The sequence below is a fragment of the Nonomuraea sp. NPDC050786 genome (genome assembly GCF_040654115.1).
Lineage (GTDB): Bacteria > Actinomycetota > Actinomycetes > Streptosporangiales > Streptosporangiaceae > Nonomuraea.
On the sequence record NZ_JBFAHJ010000009.1, the window covers coordinates 272912 to 290756 of the forward strand.

At 72.5% G+C, this 17845-nt stretch carries 10 protein-coding genes; 3 read left to right on the forward strand and 7 right to left on the reverse strand.

The window, feature by feature from the left end; all coding sequences use genetic code 11:
* Positions 1 to 10 precede the first annotated feature (10 nt).
* Both AB0H84_RS20030 and AB0H84_RS20035 read right to left on the reverse strand, forming a co-directional pair.
* A complete protein-coding gene (locus AB0H84_RS20030) occupies positions 11 to 904 on the reverse strand; it encodes a HAMP domain-containing sensor histidine kinase (RefSeq protein WP_357605780.1) in 894 nt (297 codons plus the stop codon).
* Positions 905 to 1026: 122 nt separating this feature from the next.
* The gene (locus AB0H84_RS20035) at positions 1027 to 5112 is read right to left on the reverse strand and encodes a HAMP domain-containing protein (RefSeq protein WP_357605783.1); all 4086 of its coding nucleotides are present in this window, start codon (positions 5110 to 5112) and stop codon (positions 1027 to 1029) included.
* A gap of 240 nt (positions 5113 to 5352) precedes the next feature.
* On the opposite strand from AB0H84_RS20035, the gene AB0H84_RS20040 reads away from it, so the two are divergent.
* The gene (locus AB0H84_RS20040; protein WP_357605785.1) at positions 5353 to 8181 is read left to right on the forward strand and encodes an AAA family ATPase; all 2829 of its coding nucleotides are present in this window, start codon (positions 5353 to 5355) and stop codon (positions 8179 to 8181) included.
* A gap of 110 nt (positions 8182 to 8291) precedes the next feature.
* Positions 8292 to 10016: a sigma-70 family RNA polymerase sigma factor gene (locus tag AB0H84_RS20045; protein ID WP_357605787.1), complete on the forward strand. Its 1725-nt coding sequence runs from the start codon at positions 8292 to 8294 to the stop codon at positions 10014 to 10016.
* Between the two features lie 76 nt (positions 10017 to 10092).
* Here the strand turns inward: AB0H84_RS20045 and AB0H84_RS20050 are convergent, their stop codons facing one another.
* The 3 genes from AB0H84_RS20050 to AB0H84_RS20060 are packed head-to-tail and all read right to left on the reverse strand — an operon-like array spanning position 10093 to position 13302.
* On the reverse strand, positions 10093 to 10533 hold the full coding sequence (locus tag AB0H84_RS20050; protein WP_357605790.1) for an SRPBCC family protein: 441 nt from the start codon (positions 10531 to 10533) through the stop codon (positions 10093 to 10095).
* Positions 10534 to 10583: 50 nt separating this feature from the next.
* Positions 10584 to 11234 carry a response regulator transcription factor gene (locus AB0H84_RS20055; protein ID WP_357605792.1) on the reverse strand — a complete coding sequence of 217 codons (651 nt, stop codon included), beginning with the start codon at positions 11232 to 11234 and terminating at the stop codon, positions 10584 to 10586.
* Positions 11224 to 13302, reverse strand: coding sequence for a sensor histidine kinase (locus tag AB0H84_RS20060; protein ID WP_357605795.1), 2079 nt, complete (start codon positions 13300 to 13302; stop codon positions 11224 to 11226). Before AB0H84_RS20060 ends, AB0H84_RS20055 begins: the two co-directional genes overlap by 11 nt.
* A 173-nt stretch (positions 13303 to 13475) precedes the next feature.
* Between AB0H84_RS20060 and AB0H84_RS20065 the strand changes: the two genes are divergently transcribed.
* Positions 13476 to 14132: a hypothetical protein gene (locus AB0H84_RS20065; protein ID WP_357605798.1), complete on the forward strand. Its 657-nt coding sequence runs from the start codon at positions 13476 to 13478 to the stop codon at positions 14130 to 14132.
* Between the two features lie 3 nt (positions 14133 to 14135).
* On the opposite strand, the gene AB0H84_RS20070 is transcribed toward AB0H84_RS20065, so the two are convergent.
* Together AB0H84_RS20070 and AB0H84_RS20075 are read right to left on the reverse strand one after the other, a co-directional pair.
* Positions 14136 to 15893, reverse strand: coding sequence for an ABC transporter ATP-binding protein (locus tag AB0H84_RS20070; protein ID WP_357605801.1), 1758 nt, complete (start codon positions 15891 to 15893; stop codon positions 14136 to 14138).
* Positions 15890 to 17812 carry an ABC transporter ATP-binding protein gene (locus tag AB0H84_RS20075; RefSeq protein ID WP_357605804.1) on the reverse strand — a complete coding sequence of 641 codons (1923 nt, stop codon included), beginning with the start codon at positions 17810 to 17812 and terminating at the stop codon, positions 15890 to 15892. The genes AB0H84_RS20070 and AB0H84_RS20075 overlap by 4 nt, the downstream gene beginning before the upstream one ends.
* Positions 17813 to 17845: the final 33 nt, after the last annotated feature.

A 17845-nucleotide genomic window follows, 5' to 3' on the forward strand; every position in this document is an offset into this window, starting at 1 on the left:
GGACCGGTCTTCAGCGCGATCCATCCGCACGGTCATACGAGAGGGCCTGCCCGGACAGCGCCAGGTGCTCGGCCAGGGGAAGCCGGAGCACGAAGCGGGCTCCGCCGCTGACGGACCTGCCCGCCTCGATGGTGCCGTGATGGACATGGGCGATCTCACGCGCGATCGCCAGACCGAGTCCGGTGCCGTTGCGGTCGCGCTGCCACGAGGCGTCAAGCCGGACGAACCGCTCGAAGATTCGTTTTCTGTCTACCTCGGCGATCCCGTCGCCGTCGTCGGAGACGATCAGTTCGGCGCTGTGCCCGTTACGGCTGACCTCGACCTCGACCTCGCGCATCGCATGGCGCTGGGCGTTGTCCAGCAGGTTGGTGAGCACCCGGACCAGCTCGTTGCGGATGCCCATGACGATCACCCCGGGCGCGAGCTTCAGCTTGTTGGCCAGCCGGTCCACCCGGCGGCAGGACTCCGAGGCCACCAGCTCCGCCAGGTCGACCGCCTCCGGCATCCTGACACCGTTGGACCTGCTCTCGCTGCCCGTCGCCTCGATCCGGGAGAGCAGGAGCAGGTCGGTGACGATCGCCTCCAGCCGGTCGACATCGGCCAGTGCCTGCTCGATGAGGTCGTCCATGTGCGTCTGGCTTGGGTGCAGCTGCGCCTCCTCCAGCCGGACGCGCAGCGCGGCGATGGGATTGCGGAGCTCATGTGAGACTTCGGAGGCGAACCGGCGCTGTCGCTGGAGCGCCTGCTCCAGCCGTCCCATGCACCGAGTGACAGATCGGGTGAGCCGGGTGACCTCGTCCTCGCCGGGAAACGTCAGGAGTTCGTCGTGCATGGGCCACTTGTTCGCGTCGCCGTTCGCGGTTCCCGGGGTGCCGAGCGCGTCGACGTACTGGCGTAGCTTCATCAGGCGATCCATTGCGGGGCATCCTCATTTCGCCCCAGCCGAGCTGGTGGCGGAGCCGAGCTACAGGTCCGGCTCAATTCTTCATCGACGCCCCGCCGCCGCACATCACACATCCGTGCAGGTCAGTGCCGGCCGTCCGGATCCAGCAGGTCCCGGGCGACGGTGAGCAGCAGGTTCACGTCGGCCGGTTTGTGTACGTACTCGTTGGCGCCGGCGGCGATCGCCTTCTCCCGCTCCCCCGCGATGACCTTGGCGGTGAGCGCGATGATCGGCAGATCGGCGTGACGCGGATCGCTACGGATGGTTCGCATGGCCTCGTAGCCGTCCATGACCGGCATCATGATGTCCATCAGGACGAGCGACACCTGCGGGTGGCGGGCGAGCACCTCGATGCCCTCCGCGCCGTTCGGGGCGTGCAGCACCGACATCCCCGCCCGTCCGAGAACGTGGGTGAGCGCCGTGACGAGGCGCACATCGTCGTCGATGATGAGGACCTGGGCGCCCGACAGCGTGTCCGTCGCGGGGCCGCTCTTGCGCTCGTCGGCTCGGTCGGTCCGGGCCGTACGGTCGGCGGGCCCACGCTGGGCGGTCGGCTCGGCCAAGTGGCCGACGGGCACCGGCTCCTCCTCGGGGCCGGGTTTCGTCTGGGTGGGTGCGAGCGCCGCCGCCTCTGCCTGCTCCGGAGGCTGTTCGCTCAGGTCGTCCCGGAGCGGGGGGACGACGGGCACGTACAGCGTGAACTTGCTGCCCCGGCCGAGCTGGCTCTCGGCCACGATCCTGCCGCCGAGCAGGCCGGCGAGCTCTCGGCTGATGGACAGGCCGAGCCCGGTGCCGCTGGTGTGGCCGCCGGGACCGTGCACCTGCTCGAACGCCTCGAAGATGGTGGTGAGCTTGTCGGGCGGGATGCCGATGCCGGTGTCCTCGACGGTGAAGGCGATGACGTTCTCGGCCGAGCCCAGGGCCTCGTCGTCGATGTCGGCGGCTCGTTCCAGGCGGAGTTTGACGTGGCCTTCGGAGGTGAACTTGAACGCGTTGGAGAGCAGGTTGCGCAGGATCTGCTGGAGCCGCTGCCCGTCGGAGTAGAGATCATGAGGCGCCTCCTCGGACACCTCGATGTCGAAGTCGAGCCCGTGTTCCGTGGCGATGGGCCGGAAGGTGGCGTTCACGTAGTCGAGCAGCCTGGCCAGCGGAAGGTACTTCGGCCGGATGTCCATCCGGCCGGCCTCGACTTTCGACAGGTCGAGGATGTCGTTGATCAACTGCAGCAGATCGGATCCCGACCAGTAGATGTTCTGCGCGAACTGCTTCTCCTCGGAGGAGAGGTGGCCCTCGGCGTTGTCGGCCAGCAGCCGGGCGTAGATGAGCAGTGAGCTGAGCGGGGAGCGCAGCTCGTGCGACATGTTCGCCAGGAACTCCGACTTGTACTGGGAGGCGGATGACAGCAGCGCCGCCTTCTCCGCGAGCTGCTCGTTGGAGCGTTGCAACTCGACCTGCTGCCTCTGCAGCTCCTTGGAGCGGTCCTGGAGCTGGGTCGTCAGCCGCTGCGACTCGCTGAGCAGCGCCTCCGTCCGCGAGTTGGCGATGATGGTGTTGATCGCGACACCGATGGTGTCGACGAACTGGTCGAAGAAGGCCAGGTGCACGTCGGAGAAGCGGCTGAACGACGCCAGCTCGATGACGCCGAGCACCTTGTCCTCGAAGGGGATCGGGATGATGACGACGCTCGTCGGCGTGCCCTCCCCGAGGCCCGAGCGGATCGTGATGTAGTCGGGCGGGGCGTCCGCCACCAGGATGCGCTTCTTCTCCCGGACGGCCTGCTGCACGAGTCCGTGACCTGGCATCCCGGTGGTGTCGACGGTCCGTCCCTGCGAGCCGTAACCGGCGATGTAGGCGAGCCCCCTCCCGGGTCCGCCCTCGCAGTCGGTGTCGGCCAGGAAGAACGCGCCGTACTGCGCGTTGACCAGCGGGGTGAGCTCGCGCAGCACCAGGTCGGCGACCTCCGTGAGGTCGCGGTGGCCCTGCATCAGCCCGGCCAGGCGGGTGAGGTTGGACTCCAGCCAGTCCTTGGCCCGGGTGGTCTCCCGGAGGTTGGAGACCATCTGGTTGATGTTGTCCTTCAGTTCGGAGACCTCGCCGCGGGTCTCGACGGTGATGAGGCGGGACATGTCGCCCTGCGTGACAGCTGAGGTCACCTCGGCGATGGCGCGTACCTGGGTGGTGAGGTTGAGTGCGAGCTCGTTGACGTTGTCGGTGAGGTCCTTCCACACCCCCGACACGCCGCGGACCTGCGCCTGGCCGCCCAGGTTGCCCTCGGTGCCGACCTCGCGCGCCACCCGGGTCACCTCGGACGAGAACGACGACAGCGTGTCCACCATCGTGTTGATCGTCGACTTCAGCTCCAGGATCTCGCCACGCGCGTCCACGTCGATCTTCTTGCCCAGATCACCCTGGGCCACGGCGGTGGCCACCTGAGCGATGTTGCGCACCTGGGACGTGAGGTTGTCCGCCATGAAGTTGACGTTGTCGGTGAGGTCCTTCCACACCCCCGACACCCCACGGACACGCGCCCGCCCGCCGAGCCGACCGTCCGTGCCCACCTCGCGGGCCACCCGGGTCACCTCGTCGGCGAAGGCCGACAGCTGATCGACCATCGTGTTCACGGTGTTCTTCAACTGCAGGATCTCACCCTGAGCATCGACGGTGATCTGCTTCGACAGATCACCGTTGGCCACGGACGTCGTCACCTCGGCGATGTTGCGCACCTGGGTGGTGAGGTTGAGTGCGAGCTCGTTGACGTTGTCGGTGAGGTCCTTCCACACCCCCGACACGCCGCGGACCTGCGCCTGGCCGCCCAGGTTGCCCTCGGTGCCGACCTCGCGCGCCACCCGGGTCACCTCGGACGAGAACGACGACAGCGTGTCCACCATCGTGTTGATCGTCGACTTCAGCTCCAGGATCTCCCCACGCGCGTCCACGTCGATCTTCTTGCCCAGATCACCCTGGGCCACGGCGGTGGCCACCTGAGCGATGTTGCGCACCTGCGACGTGAGGTTGTCCGCCATGAAGTTGACGTTGTCGGTGAGGTCCTTCCACACCCCCGACACCCCACGGACATGCGCCCGCCCGCCGAGCCGACCGTCCGTGCCCACCTCGCGCGCCACCCGGGTCACCTCGTCGGCGAAGGCCGACAACTGATCGACCATCGTGTTCACGGTGTTCTTCAACTGCAGGATCTCACCCTGAGCATCGACGGTGATCTGCTTCGACAGATCGCCGTTGGCCACGGACGTCGTCACCTCGGCGATGTTGCGCACCTGCGTGGTGAGGTTGAGCGCCATGAGGTTGACGTTGTCGGTGAGGCCCTTCCACACCCCCGACACGCCACGGACCTGCGCCTGGCCACCCAGCTGTCCTTCGGTGCCGACCTCGCGCGCCACCCGGGTGACCTCGTCGGCGAAGGCCGACAACTGATCGACCATCGTGTTGACGGTGAGCTTCAGCTCCAGCAGCTCACCCGTCGCCTCGACGGTGACCGACCGGGTCAGGTCTCCACGGGCCACGGCCGTCGTCACCACCGCGATGTCCCGCACCTGGGCGGTGAGCCTGGCGGCCATCGTGTTGACGGCCTCCGTCACGTCCCGCCAGCTGCCGGTCAACCCGTTCACCTTGGCGCGCCCGCCGAGGCGTCCTTCCGCGCCGACCTCGCGGGCCACCCGGGTCACCTCGCCCGTGAACAGTGACAACTGGTCGACCATCTGGTTGACGGTCTGCCCGAGCCGGCGCAGGCTGCCGCGCAGTGGCCGGCTGTCGTCATGCAGGTCCACCCGCTGGGTCAGGTCGCCGCCCGCGACCGCCTCCAGGACGCGCGTCGCGTTGGCGGTCGGGACGACCAGCACGTCGACAAGGGAGTTGGCCGCACCGACGGTCGACGCCCAGGCTCCCTGGCCGGGGCTGTCGGACAGTCGCTCGTCGAGCCGGCCCTCACGGACGACCTCGCGGCGGACCCGGCTCAGCTCGTCCGCGAAGTGCAGATTGCGGTCGGCGATCTGGTTGAAGACGGCGGCGAGCTCGGCCGGCATGCCATCGTGCTCCGTCGGCAGCCTGACGCGGAAGTCCCCGTCGCGCAGGGCCTCCATCGCCGCCAGCAGCGGGCGCAACTCGACCGAACGAATCGCGTGGGAAGAAACGGTGGCGCGTTGGACACCCATCGACGTGCCCTCCTTCGTCGATGCCCGTATATCGGAGTCCTCCACGCTATACCCATATTTATGCCTTTTGCCGTTCTTTCCTATTGCATGGGATTTAGATGGCATTTTTTGGCCCAGTCACGCGGCGAACGAATTCCGGAAATGTTGCGCGCGCCCGTGGATCCGTTGTCTGATGTGCATATGGGGGTGAATCGGGAGGAAAGCCGCCCACATTACGCCGACGCGGACACCGAGGCACCGTTGTCCAGGCCCGGCTGGCGTGGCCGGGGCCGTGAATGGCGCCCCGTCGCCGCTCTCCTGCGGGCCGTCGAGACCGGCCGGGGCGCCATGGTGCTGGTCGAGGGCGGGTCGGGGATGGGCAAGACCCAGCTGCTCCACAAGGCCACCGAGGCCGCCGCGCGGACCGACATCGCGGTCGCCCACGGGACGGCCGACGAACTCGGGCGCCTGGCACCCCTGGCACCGCTGGCGACGGCGCTCGACGAGCCGGCGCTCACGTCGCTGGACCCCGTACCACTGTCGGCGTCGCCGTGCGCCGAGGCGGCCGACCTCCGGCTGTCGCTGGTGGAGCGGCTACGCGCCCTTCTGGAGGAACGGGTCGGGCAGGGCCCGATGTTGATCACTCTGGACGACCTGCACTGGGCCGATCCGACCACCCAGCTGGTGCTCCGGTCGCTGCTGCCCGAACTCACCTCGTATCCGCTGGGGTGGATCCTGGCCCGCACCAGCGGGATCGGCGATCCCGGCGTAGAGGGGCTGTACGACCTGCTGGAGCGGGAGGGCGCCGGCCGGGTCGTCCTCGGGCCGCTGGACGACCTGGCGGTGGCCGAGATCGCCACTGACACCTTCGGCGCGCCGCCCGGGCCGGACGTCCTGCGGCTGGCGGCGGCAGCGGAGGGGAACCCGTTCCTGCTCGTCGAGCTGCTGAGAAGGTGCGAGCTCGACGGCGCGGTCGAGATCGCCGCGGGCAGCGCCCGGCTGACCTCGACGGCGCGCGTACAGGTGAGCGCGCGAAGCCCTCTGGTGAGCCTGTCCGCGTCGACCCGGCAGCTGCTCCAGGTGGCCGGGATCCTGGGCCGCTCGTTCTCCGTGGACGACCTCGCCGAGATGCTCGGCGAGCCGCTCGACGGACTGCTGCCGGGGCTCGCCGAGGCGGTCCGCGCGGGCATCATCGTGCCCGCGGTGGACCGGCTGACGTTCCGGCACGATCTCCTGTGGCAGGCCGTAACGGACATGATCTCCGAGCCTGTCCGCACGGCACTGCAGCGACAGGCCGGGTGCATGCTGCTGCAACGCGGCGCGGTCGTGCCCGCCGCCGCGCACTTCATGCGCTGCGCCAGGGTCGGCGACACGCGGGCGCTCGACGCGCTGGACCGGGCGGCACGTGCGGTGCTGCCCTACTCGCCGCCGTCCGCGGTGGATCTCGCCGTCCGGGCGCTCGAGCTCACCGACCCGGCAGCCTCCGATCTTCTCGTCCGTACGGCAACGGCGGTGGAGGCGCTGACGGCCGCGGGACGGCTCGCCGAAGCGGTCGAATGCGCGCGGACGGCGTTGCGGCGAGCGCCGCCCGGACCGTGGACCGATCGCATGCGGTGCGAACTGACCTCCATCCTGCTGCAGAGCGGCCGCGCGGCCGAGGCCGTGGCCGAGGCCGAGGACCTGCTCGCGCGGCCCGGCCTCGGCGACGAGGTGCGCGGCCTCACCGAGCTCGCGGTCTTCCAGGGGCTGCTGGGACTGCACGACTTCGGGCGCGGGCGGGCGCGGGCGAACGCCGTCCTCGCCGACCGCGCAGGGCACAGGGACACCGCGCTGGTCGGGGCGCTGCTGCTCAGCGCGCACATCGCCTGGGAGGAGGCACGCGCGGCCGACGCCTTCCGTGACGTCCACGAGGCCATCCGCATCGCGACCACCGGGTCCGTCGCTGCCCGGCGTGCCCATCCGCGACTGTTCCTGGTCTACTGCCTCTTCGGGGTGGGACGGCACGCAGAGGCCGAAAGGGTCATCCGGGCCGCCGCCGCCGACTTCGAGGCCTATGGGCCGACCAGCCACATCGCCAGCCCGGCGTTCTTCCGGGCCTGCCTGTCGCTGGCCATCGGCCGCCCGGACGATGCCGCCGCGGAGGCCGAGGCGGGGCTGGAGGCCGCCGAGGAGGTGGGCGCGTACGCGTACGCGCTGCTCGGGCTGGCCGTCCTCGCCATCGTCGAGCTGCGCCGCGGCAACGTGGAGGCGGCCGCGCAGCACATCGAGCGCATCGCGGCCAAGCAGCGGGCGGCGCACGGCCCCATGTACGGCTCCGTATGGAGCGCCTGGGCCGGCGCGCTGGTCGGTGAGGCCCAGGCCGGCCCGGGGCGGGCGATGGAGACTCTCGGCAGCTGCTACGCGGACACCAGGAAGCGGCGCTGGATGCTCATGCTCGAACCGAACGCGGCGGCCTGGATGACCCGTACCGCCCTGGCCACCGGGCGCCGCTCGGCCGCCGAGAACACCGTCGAGACCGCCCGGCAGATCGCCCACGACAACCCCGGGTTCCCCGCTCTCGCCGCCGCGGCCGCCCATGCGCACGGCATCCTCCACGGTGACGCCACAGCGCTGGCCCAGGCCACAGCACATCACAGCGACCCGTGGGGGGCCGCCTCCGCGGCGGAGGACCTGGGAGTCCTGCTGATCGCCGGCGCCGCGGACGGGGTCTCCAGCGGTGCCAGGAAGGCCGCCATCGCCAGGTTCGACGAGGCCGCCGACGGCTACCTGAAGATCGGCGCACTGCGGGACGCGGCCCGGGCACGTGCCCGGCTGCGGAACCTGGGTGTACGCCGCCGCCACTGGAGCTACGCGGACCGGCCCGGCACAGGATGGGAGAGCCTCACCGACACCGAGCGCAGTGTCGCGACCCTCGTCGCCCAGGGACTCACCAATCGCCAGGTGGCCACCCAGATGTTCCTGTCTCCCCACACGGTCTCGTTCCACCTGCGCCAGGTCTTCCGCAAGCTCGGCATCACCTCCCGGGTGGAACTGGCCCGCAACGCGGCCGAACAACCGGCTCAGGACCCGGCGGCGAACACGGGCCCCTGACGACTGATCGCGCTGCCCCGCGCACCCCTGCCGGGCGTTGACGCCCTATGGGCGACAAATGGAACAATGCACGCTTTGTGCCGTTGGCAGCTCACGGGGCGGGGTGATGGATGCACGCGCGGCCGGCGTACGACGTCGAGACTGTGCTCGCGGCCAGGAGAGGCGACCGCGACGCGATCGACGAGCTGGTCAGGGGCCACCTGCCGCTCGTGTACAACATCGCCGGGCGGGCCATGAACGGCCACCCCGACGTGGACGACGTCGTGCAGGAGACGATGGCCAGGGTCGTCGCCGGCGTGTCCGGGCTGCGCGACCCGGAGAGCTTTCGCTCCTGGATCGTCGCCATCGCCATGAACCAGGTACGCGAGTGGCGGCAGGCCAGGGCCGCCGCCGTCGCCGGCCTGGACGAGGCGCTGGGCCTGGCCGACGCGGCCTCCGACTTCGCCGCGCTCACCGTCACCCGCCTCGGCCTGTCCGGGCAGCGCAAGGAGGCCGCGGAGGCCACCCGCTGGCTCGACGCCGACGACCGCGAGGTGCTCGCGCTGTGGTGGATGGAGGTGGCGGGCGAGCTGACCAGGGCCGAGCTGGCCGCCGCGCTGGGAACGAGCGAGCAGCACGCCGCCGTACGCGTCCAGCGCACCAAGGGCCGGCTGGAGGCGGCCCGCGCGGTGGTGCGGGCGCTCGCGGCCCAGCCCCCGTGCCCGGGGCTGGCCGCCGCGGCGGCGACCTGGAACGGCGCGCCGTCCGACCTGTGGCGCAAGCGGCTGTCCCGGCACGTGCGCGACTGCCGGGCCTGCGGCGGCCGCCTCGCCGACCTGGTGCCCGCCGAACGGCTGCTGGCCGGGCTCGGGCTGGTCGCCGTCCCCGCGGGCATCGCGGCGGGCCTGCTGGAGGCCGCTCGTACGGCCGCCGCGCCGGCGCTCAAGGGCGGCCTGCTGGCCAAGGGCAAGGCCGCGGCGGGTTCCGCGCTGGCCGCCAAGCCGATCGCGGTCACCGCGGCCGGCGCCACGCTGATCGCCGGAGGCGTGGTCGTCGTCCAGACCCTGCGCCCTGGGACCCCGCCCAGGCGGGCCACGGTGGTGATCGCGTCGTCCTCGCCCGTGTCGTCGCCGGCTTCGTCGCCGGTGCTCTCGCCGCGTCCGCCCACGAAGACGCCCGCGAAGACACCCAGAAAGACGCCCAGAAAGACGCGCAGCCCGTACGGGCGGACGGTGGACGCCGTCGACCAGGCCCCGCCCAGGAACCGGCCCCCCGCCCCGCTCCCCCACCGCCCCGCCGGCACGGTCAAGATCGGCGGCAGGCACGGGTACTCCCGGTTCGGCGGAGCCCCGTCGATCACGCACCGGGGCGACTACGTCACCATCACCGGAAGGGGCTACGTCCAGGTCCGCTGGGGCATCCTCTACCGCAACCGGGTCGGCCCCTTCCTCCCCGCCACCTGGACCGGGCTGAAGGGCAAGCTGTTCCACGTCGCCTCGGGCGGCGGCCGGCGCATGGACGACGAGCAGGCGCCCGGCGTCACGTGGATGGGCTCGCCCGAGACCGGCTTCGTGCGGCTGCCCGGCGGCCACCAGCAGATGTGGCAGAACGAGTTCTACTACCTCGACGGCGCGGTCACCCTGCACAACAACGAGAGCGGCACCGACATCGACCTCACCGTCGCCCCCAGGACGTGGGACGAGGTCTGGGACGACATCTCCGCCAGGCCCGATCCGGCCAGGGGCATCCTGCGGTACGGCCTGACCCGCGACACGGGCGACGACCGCGCCCCCGTCCCGCAGTACGTCACCAGGGTCGTGGACCCGGTGCGGGTCCCGCAGCGCAGCCGGGTCTGAGACTTCCGTTGTCCGCGCCGCCCGCGTCCGTCTCCCGTGACGAGAGTGACGCCGTCCTGCCCCGGCCGGAAGGCGCTCACAGCGTGCGGGCGCGTTCCGCCAGGACCTGCGCGCGGGCCAGCTGCACCTGCCTGGCCTTGCGAGCGGCGTACCGGAGCAGCGGCCCGAACGTCGCCCGCACCGTCAGCACGTCCTCCATCGCGGTCCCCTCACCGTCGGCGGCCAGCCGGAACCGGTAGTCCAGCCGCACCCCGCCGGGGCTGTCCACCTCGCCCTCGACGCCCTCGCGGGAGGCGCGCAAGGTCACCTCGGTCAGGTTGTCGTACCTCAGGAAGCCCAGAAACCGGAAGCGCTCCACCGACACGAACCGGGACTGGCCGGGCTCCCGGCGCACGTCCCGGACCTCCACCACGAGCGGTGACAGGCCCACGTAGCTCGACGGCTCGCTCAGATGCGCGAGCACCGCGGACGGCGGCGCCGCGACGTGGAAGACGTTACGCAGCAGGGTCTCCGGCACGGCTCGGCCTCCTGGGGCGGTCGATGGGCGATCTTCCCCAGTATCGGGGGTCAGCGGGCGAGCCCCGCGTCCCGGGCGCGGATGATCGCTTCGGTGCGGTCGGCGACGTGCAGCTTGGCGAAGATGTTGGAGACGTTGTTGCGCACGGTCTTCGGCGACAGGAACAGCTCGGAGGCGATCTGCGGATTCGACCGGCCGGCGGCGATCAACGCGAGGATCTCCCGCTCGCGCGGCGTGAGCTGGGGGAAGGCGGTGTCGTCCGAAGGCGGCGGCGCGGTGAAGAACTCGGTCACGCGGCGCGCGATCGCCGGCCCGAAGATGGCCTCGCCGTGGGAGACGGCCTGGATGGCGCGGACGATCTCGGCCTGGTTCGCGCCCTTGAGCAGGTAGCCGCGCGCCCCGGCGCGCATCGCGGCGAACAGGGTGGCGTCCTCCTCCGACATGGTCAGCATGACGACCCCGATGTGCGGGCTGTCGGCCACGACGCGGCGGGTGGCCTCGATGCCGTCCAGCTCCGGCATGGTGACGTCCATGACGACGATGTCCGGCTGCAGCTCGGCGGCGAGCTCGACGGCCTCCAGCCCGTTCGCGGCGGTGCCCGCGACGGCGATGCCGGGGATGGAGGCCAGCAGCGCCGCCAGGCCGTCGCGGTAGACCGGATGGTCGTCGGCGAGCAGCACGCGGATCGGCTCATCGGACACCGGCGACCTCCGTGGTCTGCTGGAAGGGCGTCTGCTGGAAGGGGGTCTGTTCGAGGGGCAGTCGGGCGCGTACGAGGGTCCCGCCGCCGGGCGGGCAGGTGACCTCGCAGTCGCCGCCGAGCTCGGCCGCCCGCTCGCGCAGGGAGAGCATGCCGACCCCGGCCTCGACGTCCCGGCCGATGCCGCGGCCGTCGTCGCGTACGGTGATCTCGAGCATCCGCCCGCGCACGCCGAGCGCGATGTCGCAGCGCCCCGCCTGCGCGTGCCGCACCACGTTGGCCAGCGCCTCCGACACGATACGGTACGCGGCCACCTCCACCGCCGCGGGCAGCGAGTCGAGCGCCTCGTCGCCGGAGACCACGACCTGCAGGCCGCTGGAGCGGACCCGATCGGCCTGCTGCTCCACGGCGCGGAGCACGCCGAGCTCGTCGAGCGCCGGGGGCCGCAGGTCGTGGACCAGGCGGCGGACGTCGGCCAGCACGACGGCCACCTCCGCCGCGGTCTGCTCCAGGATGCGGTCGGCGTCGTCGGGCGCGGTGACGGCCAGGTTGCGGGCGGTCTCGATGCGCAGGGCGACCGCGCCGAGGCTGGGGCCCAGCCCGTCGTGCAGGTCACGCCGGAGCCTGCGGCGCTCCTCCTCGCGCGCGGTCACCAGCTGGGCGCGGATGCGCTGCAGGTCGGCGCTGAGCTCGCCGGCGTACGCCGCCTGGGCGGCCTGGCGGACAAGGTCGCCGAGCAGCCGCTGGTCGCGTTCGCTCAGCTCGGCCCGGCACAGGACCAGGCGGCCCACGGGCTCGTCGCGGTAGGCGACCGGCAGCGACACCTGCGGCCCGCGCGGGGTGCCGTACTCGACGGCGGTACGCACGCCGCCCGACCTCTCGATCTCCACCCGCACGTACGGCAGCCGGAACGCCTCCGCCACGGTCCGCGCGAGCGCGGCGAGCTGCTCGTCGGGCTCGGTGGCCAGCTCGAGGCGTTCGGCGAGCGTCGAGACCATCGCGTACGGGTCGTCGCGCGCCCCGCGCACCAGCCGCCGCGCCACCCGCCACAGCCAGGTCCGCAGCGGCGCGTACGCCACCGCGACGATCGCGATCGCGGCCAGCGCCGAGTCCCGCTCACCGAGCACGCTGCCCGCGACGGTGAACACGACGACGTCGATCCCGACCACCAGGATCGCGAGCATGCCGTACAGGAAGGTCACTGGCAGCAGCCGGTCGATGTCGTACAGGCGGTACTCGGTCACCGCGATCAGCACCGCGGCGGAGGTGAGCGCGATCGCGACGCACAGGAACAGCACCGGCAGCTGCGGCGGCAGGACCAGCGGCAGCGCGAGCACGAACATGTCGACCAGCGCCGCCCAGGTCAGCCAGCGGATCTGAGCCCGGCCCTCCACGTCCGCGCGGCGGTAGCGGTGCACCGTGACGGCGAACGGCACCACCAGGCTCACCGCCGCCGCCACGCGCACGAGGACGAGCAGCACCGCCCACACCTCATAAGGCAGCGTGACGCTGACGGCGTCGAGGCCGGGCCGGAGCGTCTCCGGGGGCAGTGGGGTGCCCTCGAACCGCGCCACCGCCGCCGCCGGCACGAACATCCACACCAGCGGCAGGTATGCGATCAGCACGAGACCGGCGATCGACAGCCGCCGCCACCCCTTGGCGGCGGGCAGCCTCCCGTCGGGGAAGAGCAGGATCAGCAGCGGCAGCCCGAGCAGCAGCGCCGCGCCGAACCGGGCGTAGAACCAGTAGGCGAAGCCGGCTCCGAAGGCACCGGGCGAGACGTAGACCGCGTACACCGACCAGGCGCCGAGGAAGCCGTCCACCGCCCAGTGCAGCCCGGACAGGGTCAGCACCCAGGCGATGGGATGCCGGGGCAGGCGCCGCAGCAGCAGCGCTCCGGGCACCGCCTGGGCCAGGCCGGACAGCGCCGCCGGCCAGTTGTACGCGTCCAGGCCCGCGCCGGGCGGTATCGGCGCCCCGGCGTTCCGCACGTCCAGCAGCACCGTGCCGGCCGTGAGCGCGACCGCGAGCGCCGCCGGGACGGCGGACAGTCTGCTGGCATTTCTCACCTCAGCATTGTCGCCGGATTTGTGTCCCGTTGTCCCGGGACAGCCTGTCCCGGGACAGCGGCAGGCGGGGTCGGGACCGGATCAGGGACCGGCGACACTGCCGGCCCGGGACACCGGCCGGACATCGTGGGGCCATCGCGAAAACGCAGCGAGTACGACATGGAAGGAACCCCATGGACACGCACATCACCAACGAGCCGGCCCGGGCCCGCACGGACGTCCCGGCCCGGGAGTCCTCCCCTCGCACCCGCCACGCGCCGGTGAGCGAGAGCGCGGTGCGCCGCGCCGGGATCGGACTGACGGTCGGCACGCTGACCTGGGCGACGGCCATCTTCGTCTTCGGCACGAAGGGCGTCGGCGTGGGCGAGCGGGTCGTGGACCTGACCGGGCTGATGTTCCAGCTCGGCGTCTTCTGCCTGCTCTGGGTGCAGATGAAGACGCAGGCGATCGGCACCTCGCGGGCCGCCGCGGTGGCGCTCAGGCTCGAGGCGGCGGTGCTCGGCGTGGCCAGCCTGTGGTCGCTGCTGCACGGCATCCTGCCGGACGGCGTCAAGGACGCGGCGTGGCTGGCGCCCCTGGACCTCTGCTGGCCGCTGTCGATGCTGGGCATGGCCGCGATCAGCGTCAAGCTGGTCGTCGCCGGGCGGTGGCGCGGGCTGCTGCGCTGGTGGCCGCTGATCGCCGAGAGCTGGGCGGTCGTGACCGTCCCCTGCTACATCCTGGCCGGCGAGTGGCTGGCGCAGTGGATCGGCGGCGGCCACCTGGTCATCGGGTACGCCATGCTCGGGGTGCTGCTGGCCCGGCGGCCCGCGCAGGTCATCGCCCGATGAGCCTCAATCCCCGTGCCAGGAATGCCAGAGGGCGGCATACGTGCCGCCCTCCGCGACGAGGTCGTGGTGCGTCCCGAGCTCGGTGAGCCGGCCGTCCTGCATGACCGCCACCCGGTCGGCGTCGTGCGCGGTCTGCAGCCGGTGGGCGATGGCGATGACGGTCCGGCCGGCGAGGACGGCGGCCAGGGCCCGCTCGGTGTGGCGGGCCGTTCCCGGGTCCAGGAGCGCGGTGGCCTCGTCGAGGATCAGCGTGTGGGGGTCGGCGAGCACCACGCGGGCCAGGGCCACCTGCTGCGTCTGCGCGCCGTCCAGGCGGTGGCCGCCGGGGCCCAGGTCGGTGTCCAGGCCGTCCGGCAGGTCGCCGATCCAGTCGGCGCCGACAGCGGTGAGGGCCGCGCGCAGGTCGGCGTCGGTGGCGGAGGGGGCGGCGATGCGCAGGTTGTCCCGTACCGTGCCGAGGAAGACGTGGTGCTCCTGGGTGACGAGGATGACGCGCTCGCGCAGCCGGTCGGGGTCGAGGCCGGCGACGGGCACCCCGCCCACGGTGACAGTGCCGGCGCGGGGCCGGTCCACGCCCGCCAGGAGCCTGCCGAGCGTGGTCTTGCCCGCACCGGACGGCCCGACGATCGCCAGGCGCTCGCCGGGCTGGACGGTCAGGTCCACCCCGCGCAGGACGTCGGGGCCGCCGTCGTAGGCGTAGTGCGCGCCGGCGACCTCCAGCCGGTCGGAGGCCGGTACGGACGGGGCCGCGCCCGCCGCCCCCTGCCGCGAGGCCAGGGCGAGGCCCTCGACCCGGGCGAACGAGGCGCCGCTGCTCTGCAGGTTCTCCAGATGGAACAGGACGGTGTCCAGCGGGTGGGACAGCTGCCGCAAGTAGAGGGCCGAGGCGACGACCGTCCCCAGGGTCACGGCGCCGCCCTGCGTCATGACGCCGCCGATCAGCAGGACGCCGGCCACCGGGATGACGTAGGAGACGTCCACGATCGGGAAGAGCAAGCTGCGCAGGAACAGCGTGCGGGTGCGGGTCCTGCGGCACTCCTCGACGGCCCGCCGGCACGCCTCGAGACGCCGCCGCTCCAGCCCGAGCGCCTCGATCGTGCGGGCGCCGGTGGTGGTGGCGGCCAGCTGCTCGGCGAGGGCCGAGTTGGCCGCCCCCTCCTCCAGGTACGCGGTGACCGCGCGGCGCAGGTACCAGCGGGCGGCGAACCAGATCCCCAGCAGCCCGAGCACGCCGCACGCGCCCAGGAGCGGGTCGAGGGTGAAGACCGCGCCCAGGATGAACGCGGCCTGGACCGCGGCGATGAGCACCTCGGGACCGGCGTCCCGCAGCGTGGCTCCGACCGCCGCCACATCCGTGGTGCCGCGGGTGGTCAGGTCGCCCGTGCCGGCGCGCTCGATCACCGAGGCGGGCAGGGCGAGGGCCCGTTCGGTGAACTGCTCGCGGACGCGGGCCAGCGTACGCTCGCCGAAACGGTGGCCGAGGTAGCTCGCGTAGCGCGACAGCAGGAGCTGGGCCAGGGCGCAGGCGAGGATGACGAGGGCCAGCCGGTCCACGGCGCCGACCCCGGCACCGGCCTTGACCGCGTCGACGATGCGGCCGAGCAGCCACGGGCCGACCAGTCCCGCGCCGGCGGCCAGCGCGTTGAGCGCGATCACGGCCGCGAAGGCGCGGGCGTCCAGGCGGATCAGCCGGAGCGCGGCCCGGCGGACCTGGGAGGGCTCGGCGACGGGCAGGGACCCGGCGGCGGACGGACCGCTCATCGCACGACCTCCTCGGGCCGCGCACCGGTCGCGCCGGCCTCGCCATCGACACCCTCCGTGCCGCCAGTGCCGTCCGCACCGGCGCCAGCGCCGCCATCGGCACCCCCTACGCCGCGGGCACCGCCAAAGCCGCCTGCACCGCCGACATCGTCTGCACCGCCAGCACCACCAGCACCACCAGCACCGCCGTCGCCGCCAGTGCCGTCCGAGTCTTCCGGGTCGTGCGTGTCGCGGGACACCAGCAGGCGGTAGCCCGGGTGGTCGCGCAGCAGGTCGCGGTGGCTGCCCGTCGCCGCGACGGAGCCGTCCACCAGGTAGTACACGGTGTCGGCCTGGTCCAGCACGAGCGGCGACGTCGTGGTGACCGCCGTGGCGCGGCCCGCGCGGGCGGCGCGCAGGCGGGTCGCGATGGTGGCCTCGGTGTGGGCGTCCACGGCCGAGGTGGGTTCGGCCGCGAGGAGGATCTCGGGGTCGGCCAGCAGGGCCCGGGCCAGGCGTACGCGCTGCCGCTGCCCGCCGGACAGGTTGCGGCCCTGAGCGTCGACGGGTGAGTCGAGCCCGTCCGGCAGCCCGCGTACGACGTCCTCGGCCATGGCCGCGTGGACCGCCCGCTCGACGGCCTCCTCGTCCGGGTCCACGCTGCCCGCGATGACGTCGCGCAGCGACCCGGCGAACAGGTCCGCCTCGTTCTCCGCCACCAGGATCCGCTCACGCACCCGCGCACGGTCGATGTCGCCGAGGCGGAGCCCGCCCCAGGTCACGTCGGATCCGGTGAACCCGCCGAGCCGGTCGAGCACCGCCGCGGACTCCCCCGGCCGGGCGCTGACCAGCGCGGTCAGCTCGCCCGGCGCGATCTCGACGCCGGAGCCGGGATCGCGCAGGACCGACGGCGACGCCGGCGGGTCCAGGCGCGCGTCCCCGCCGGTGACGTCGGGCTCCAGGGTCAGCAGGCGAACGACCCGGCGGGCTGCGACGAGGCCGCGGCTGAGGCCGTAGCTGCCCTCGATGAAGAACGTGACCGGCAGCACCAGCACGGCGGCGTAGCCGTAGACGGCCACCAGTTCCCCGGCGGTGATGTCCCCCTGCGCCGCCATCCGGGCCGCCAGCCAGGTCACGGCGCCGAGGAAGAGCGTGGGCAGGCCGACTCCCAGCGCCTGGATCCAGCTGGTCACCGCCCCTACCCGGTAGCCCTGCTCCTGGAGCTCACGCGAGCCGCGCCGGTAGCGGTCGGCGTACACCTCCTTGCCGCCGATGCCGTTCAGCACCCGCAGGCCCGCGGCGATGTCCCCGAACCGGGCGGCCAGCTCCCCCTGCCGCGCCCGGTACGCCGTCTCGGCGCCGCTCAGCCGGCCCATCAGCGGGCCGAGCAGCACGGCGAGCAGCGGCACGCCGAGCAGCACCACCGCGGCGAGCAGCGGCGAGACGGCCAGCAGCAGCGCGGCCACGATGACGTAGGCGAGGACCGAGCCGACGCCGGGGCCGGTGATGGTCAGCGCCTGGGCGATCACTCCGGCGTCGCCGGACCCGATCGTGACCACTTCCCCGGCCGTGACCTTGCGCGAGAGCGTCGCGCCCAGCCGCGTCGCGTGCAGGGCCACGACCTGTACGGTGCGGAAGGCGGCGTCCATCCGGACCCTGGTCATCGTGCGGTGGCGCATGATGGCCAGCCAGGCGTTCAGCACCCCGAGGGCCACCACGGCGCCGACCCACCCGGCCAGCGCGTCCCAGCGTCCCGGCGTGAGCCCGTCGTCGATGGCGCGCGACAGGACGTACGGCGGCAGCGTCAGGCCGACCATCCAGGCGCTGCCCAGGATCGCGCCGAGGGCGATCCGGCCGCGCTGGCTCGTGACCAGCCACCACAGGTACCGCCCGGCGCTGCGACAGTCAGGAGTTTCGGGGGCCATGATCCGTTCTGTCATGCTCACGACCCTAAGCCCGGCCCTTGCCGGGGC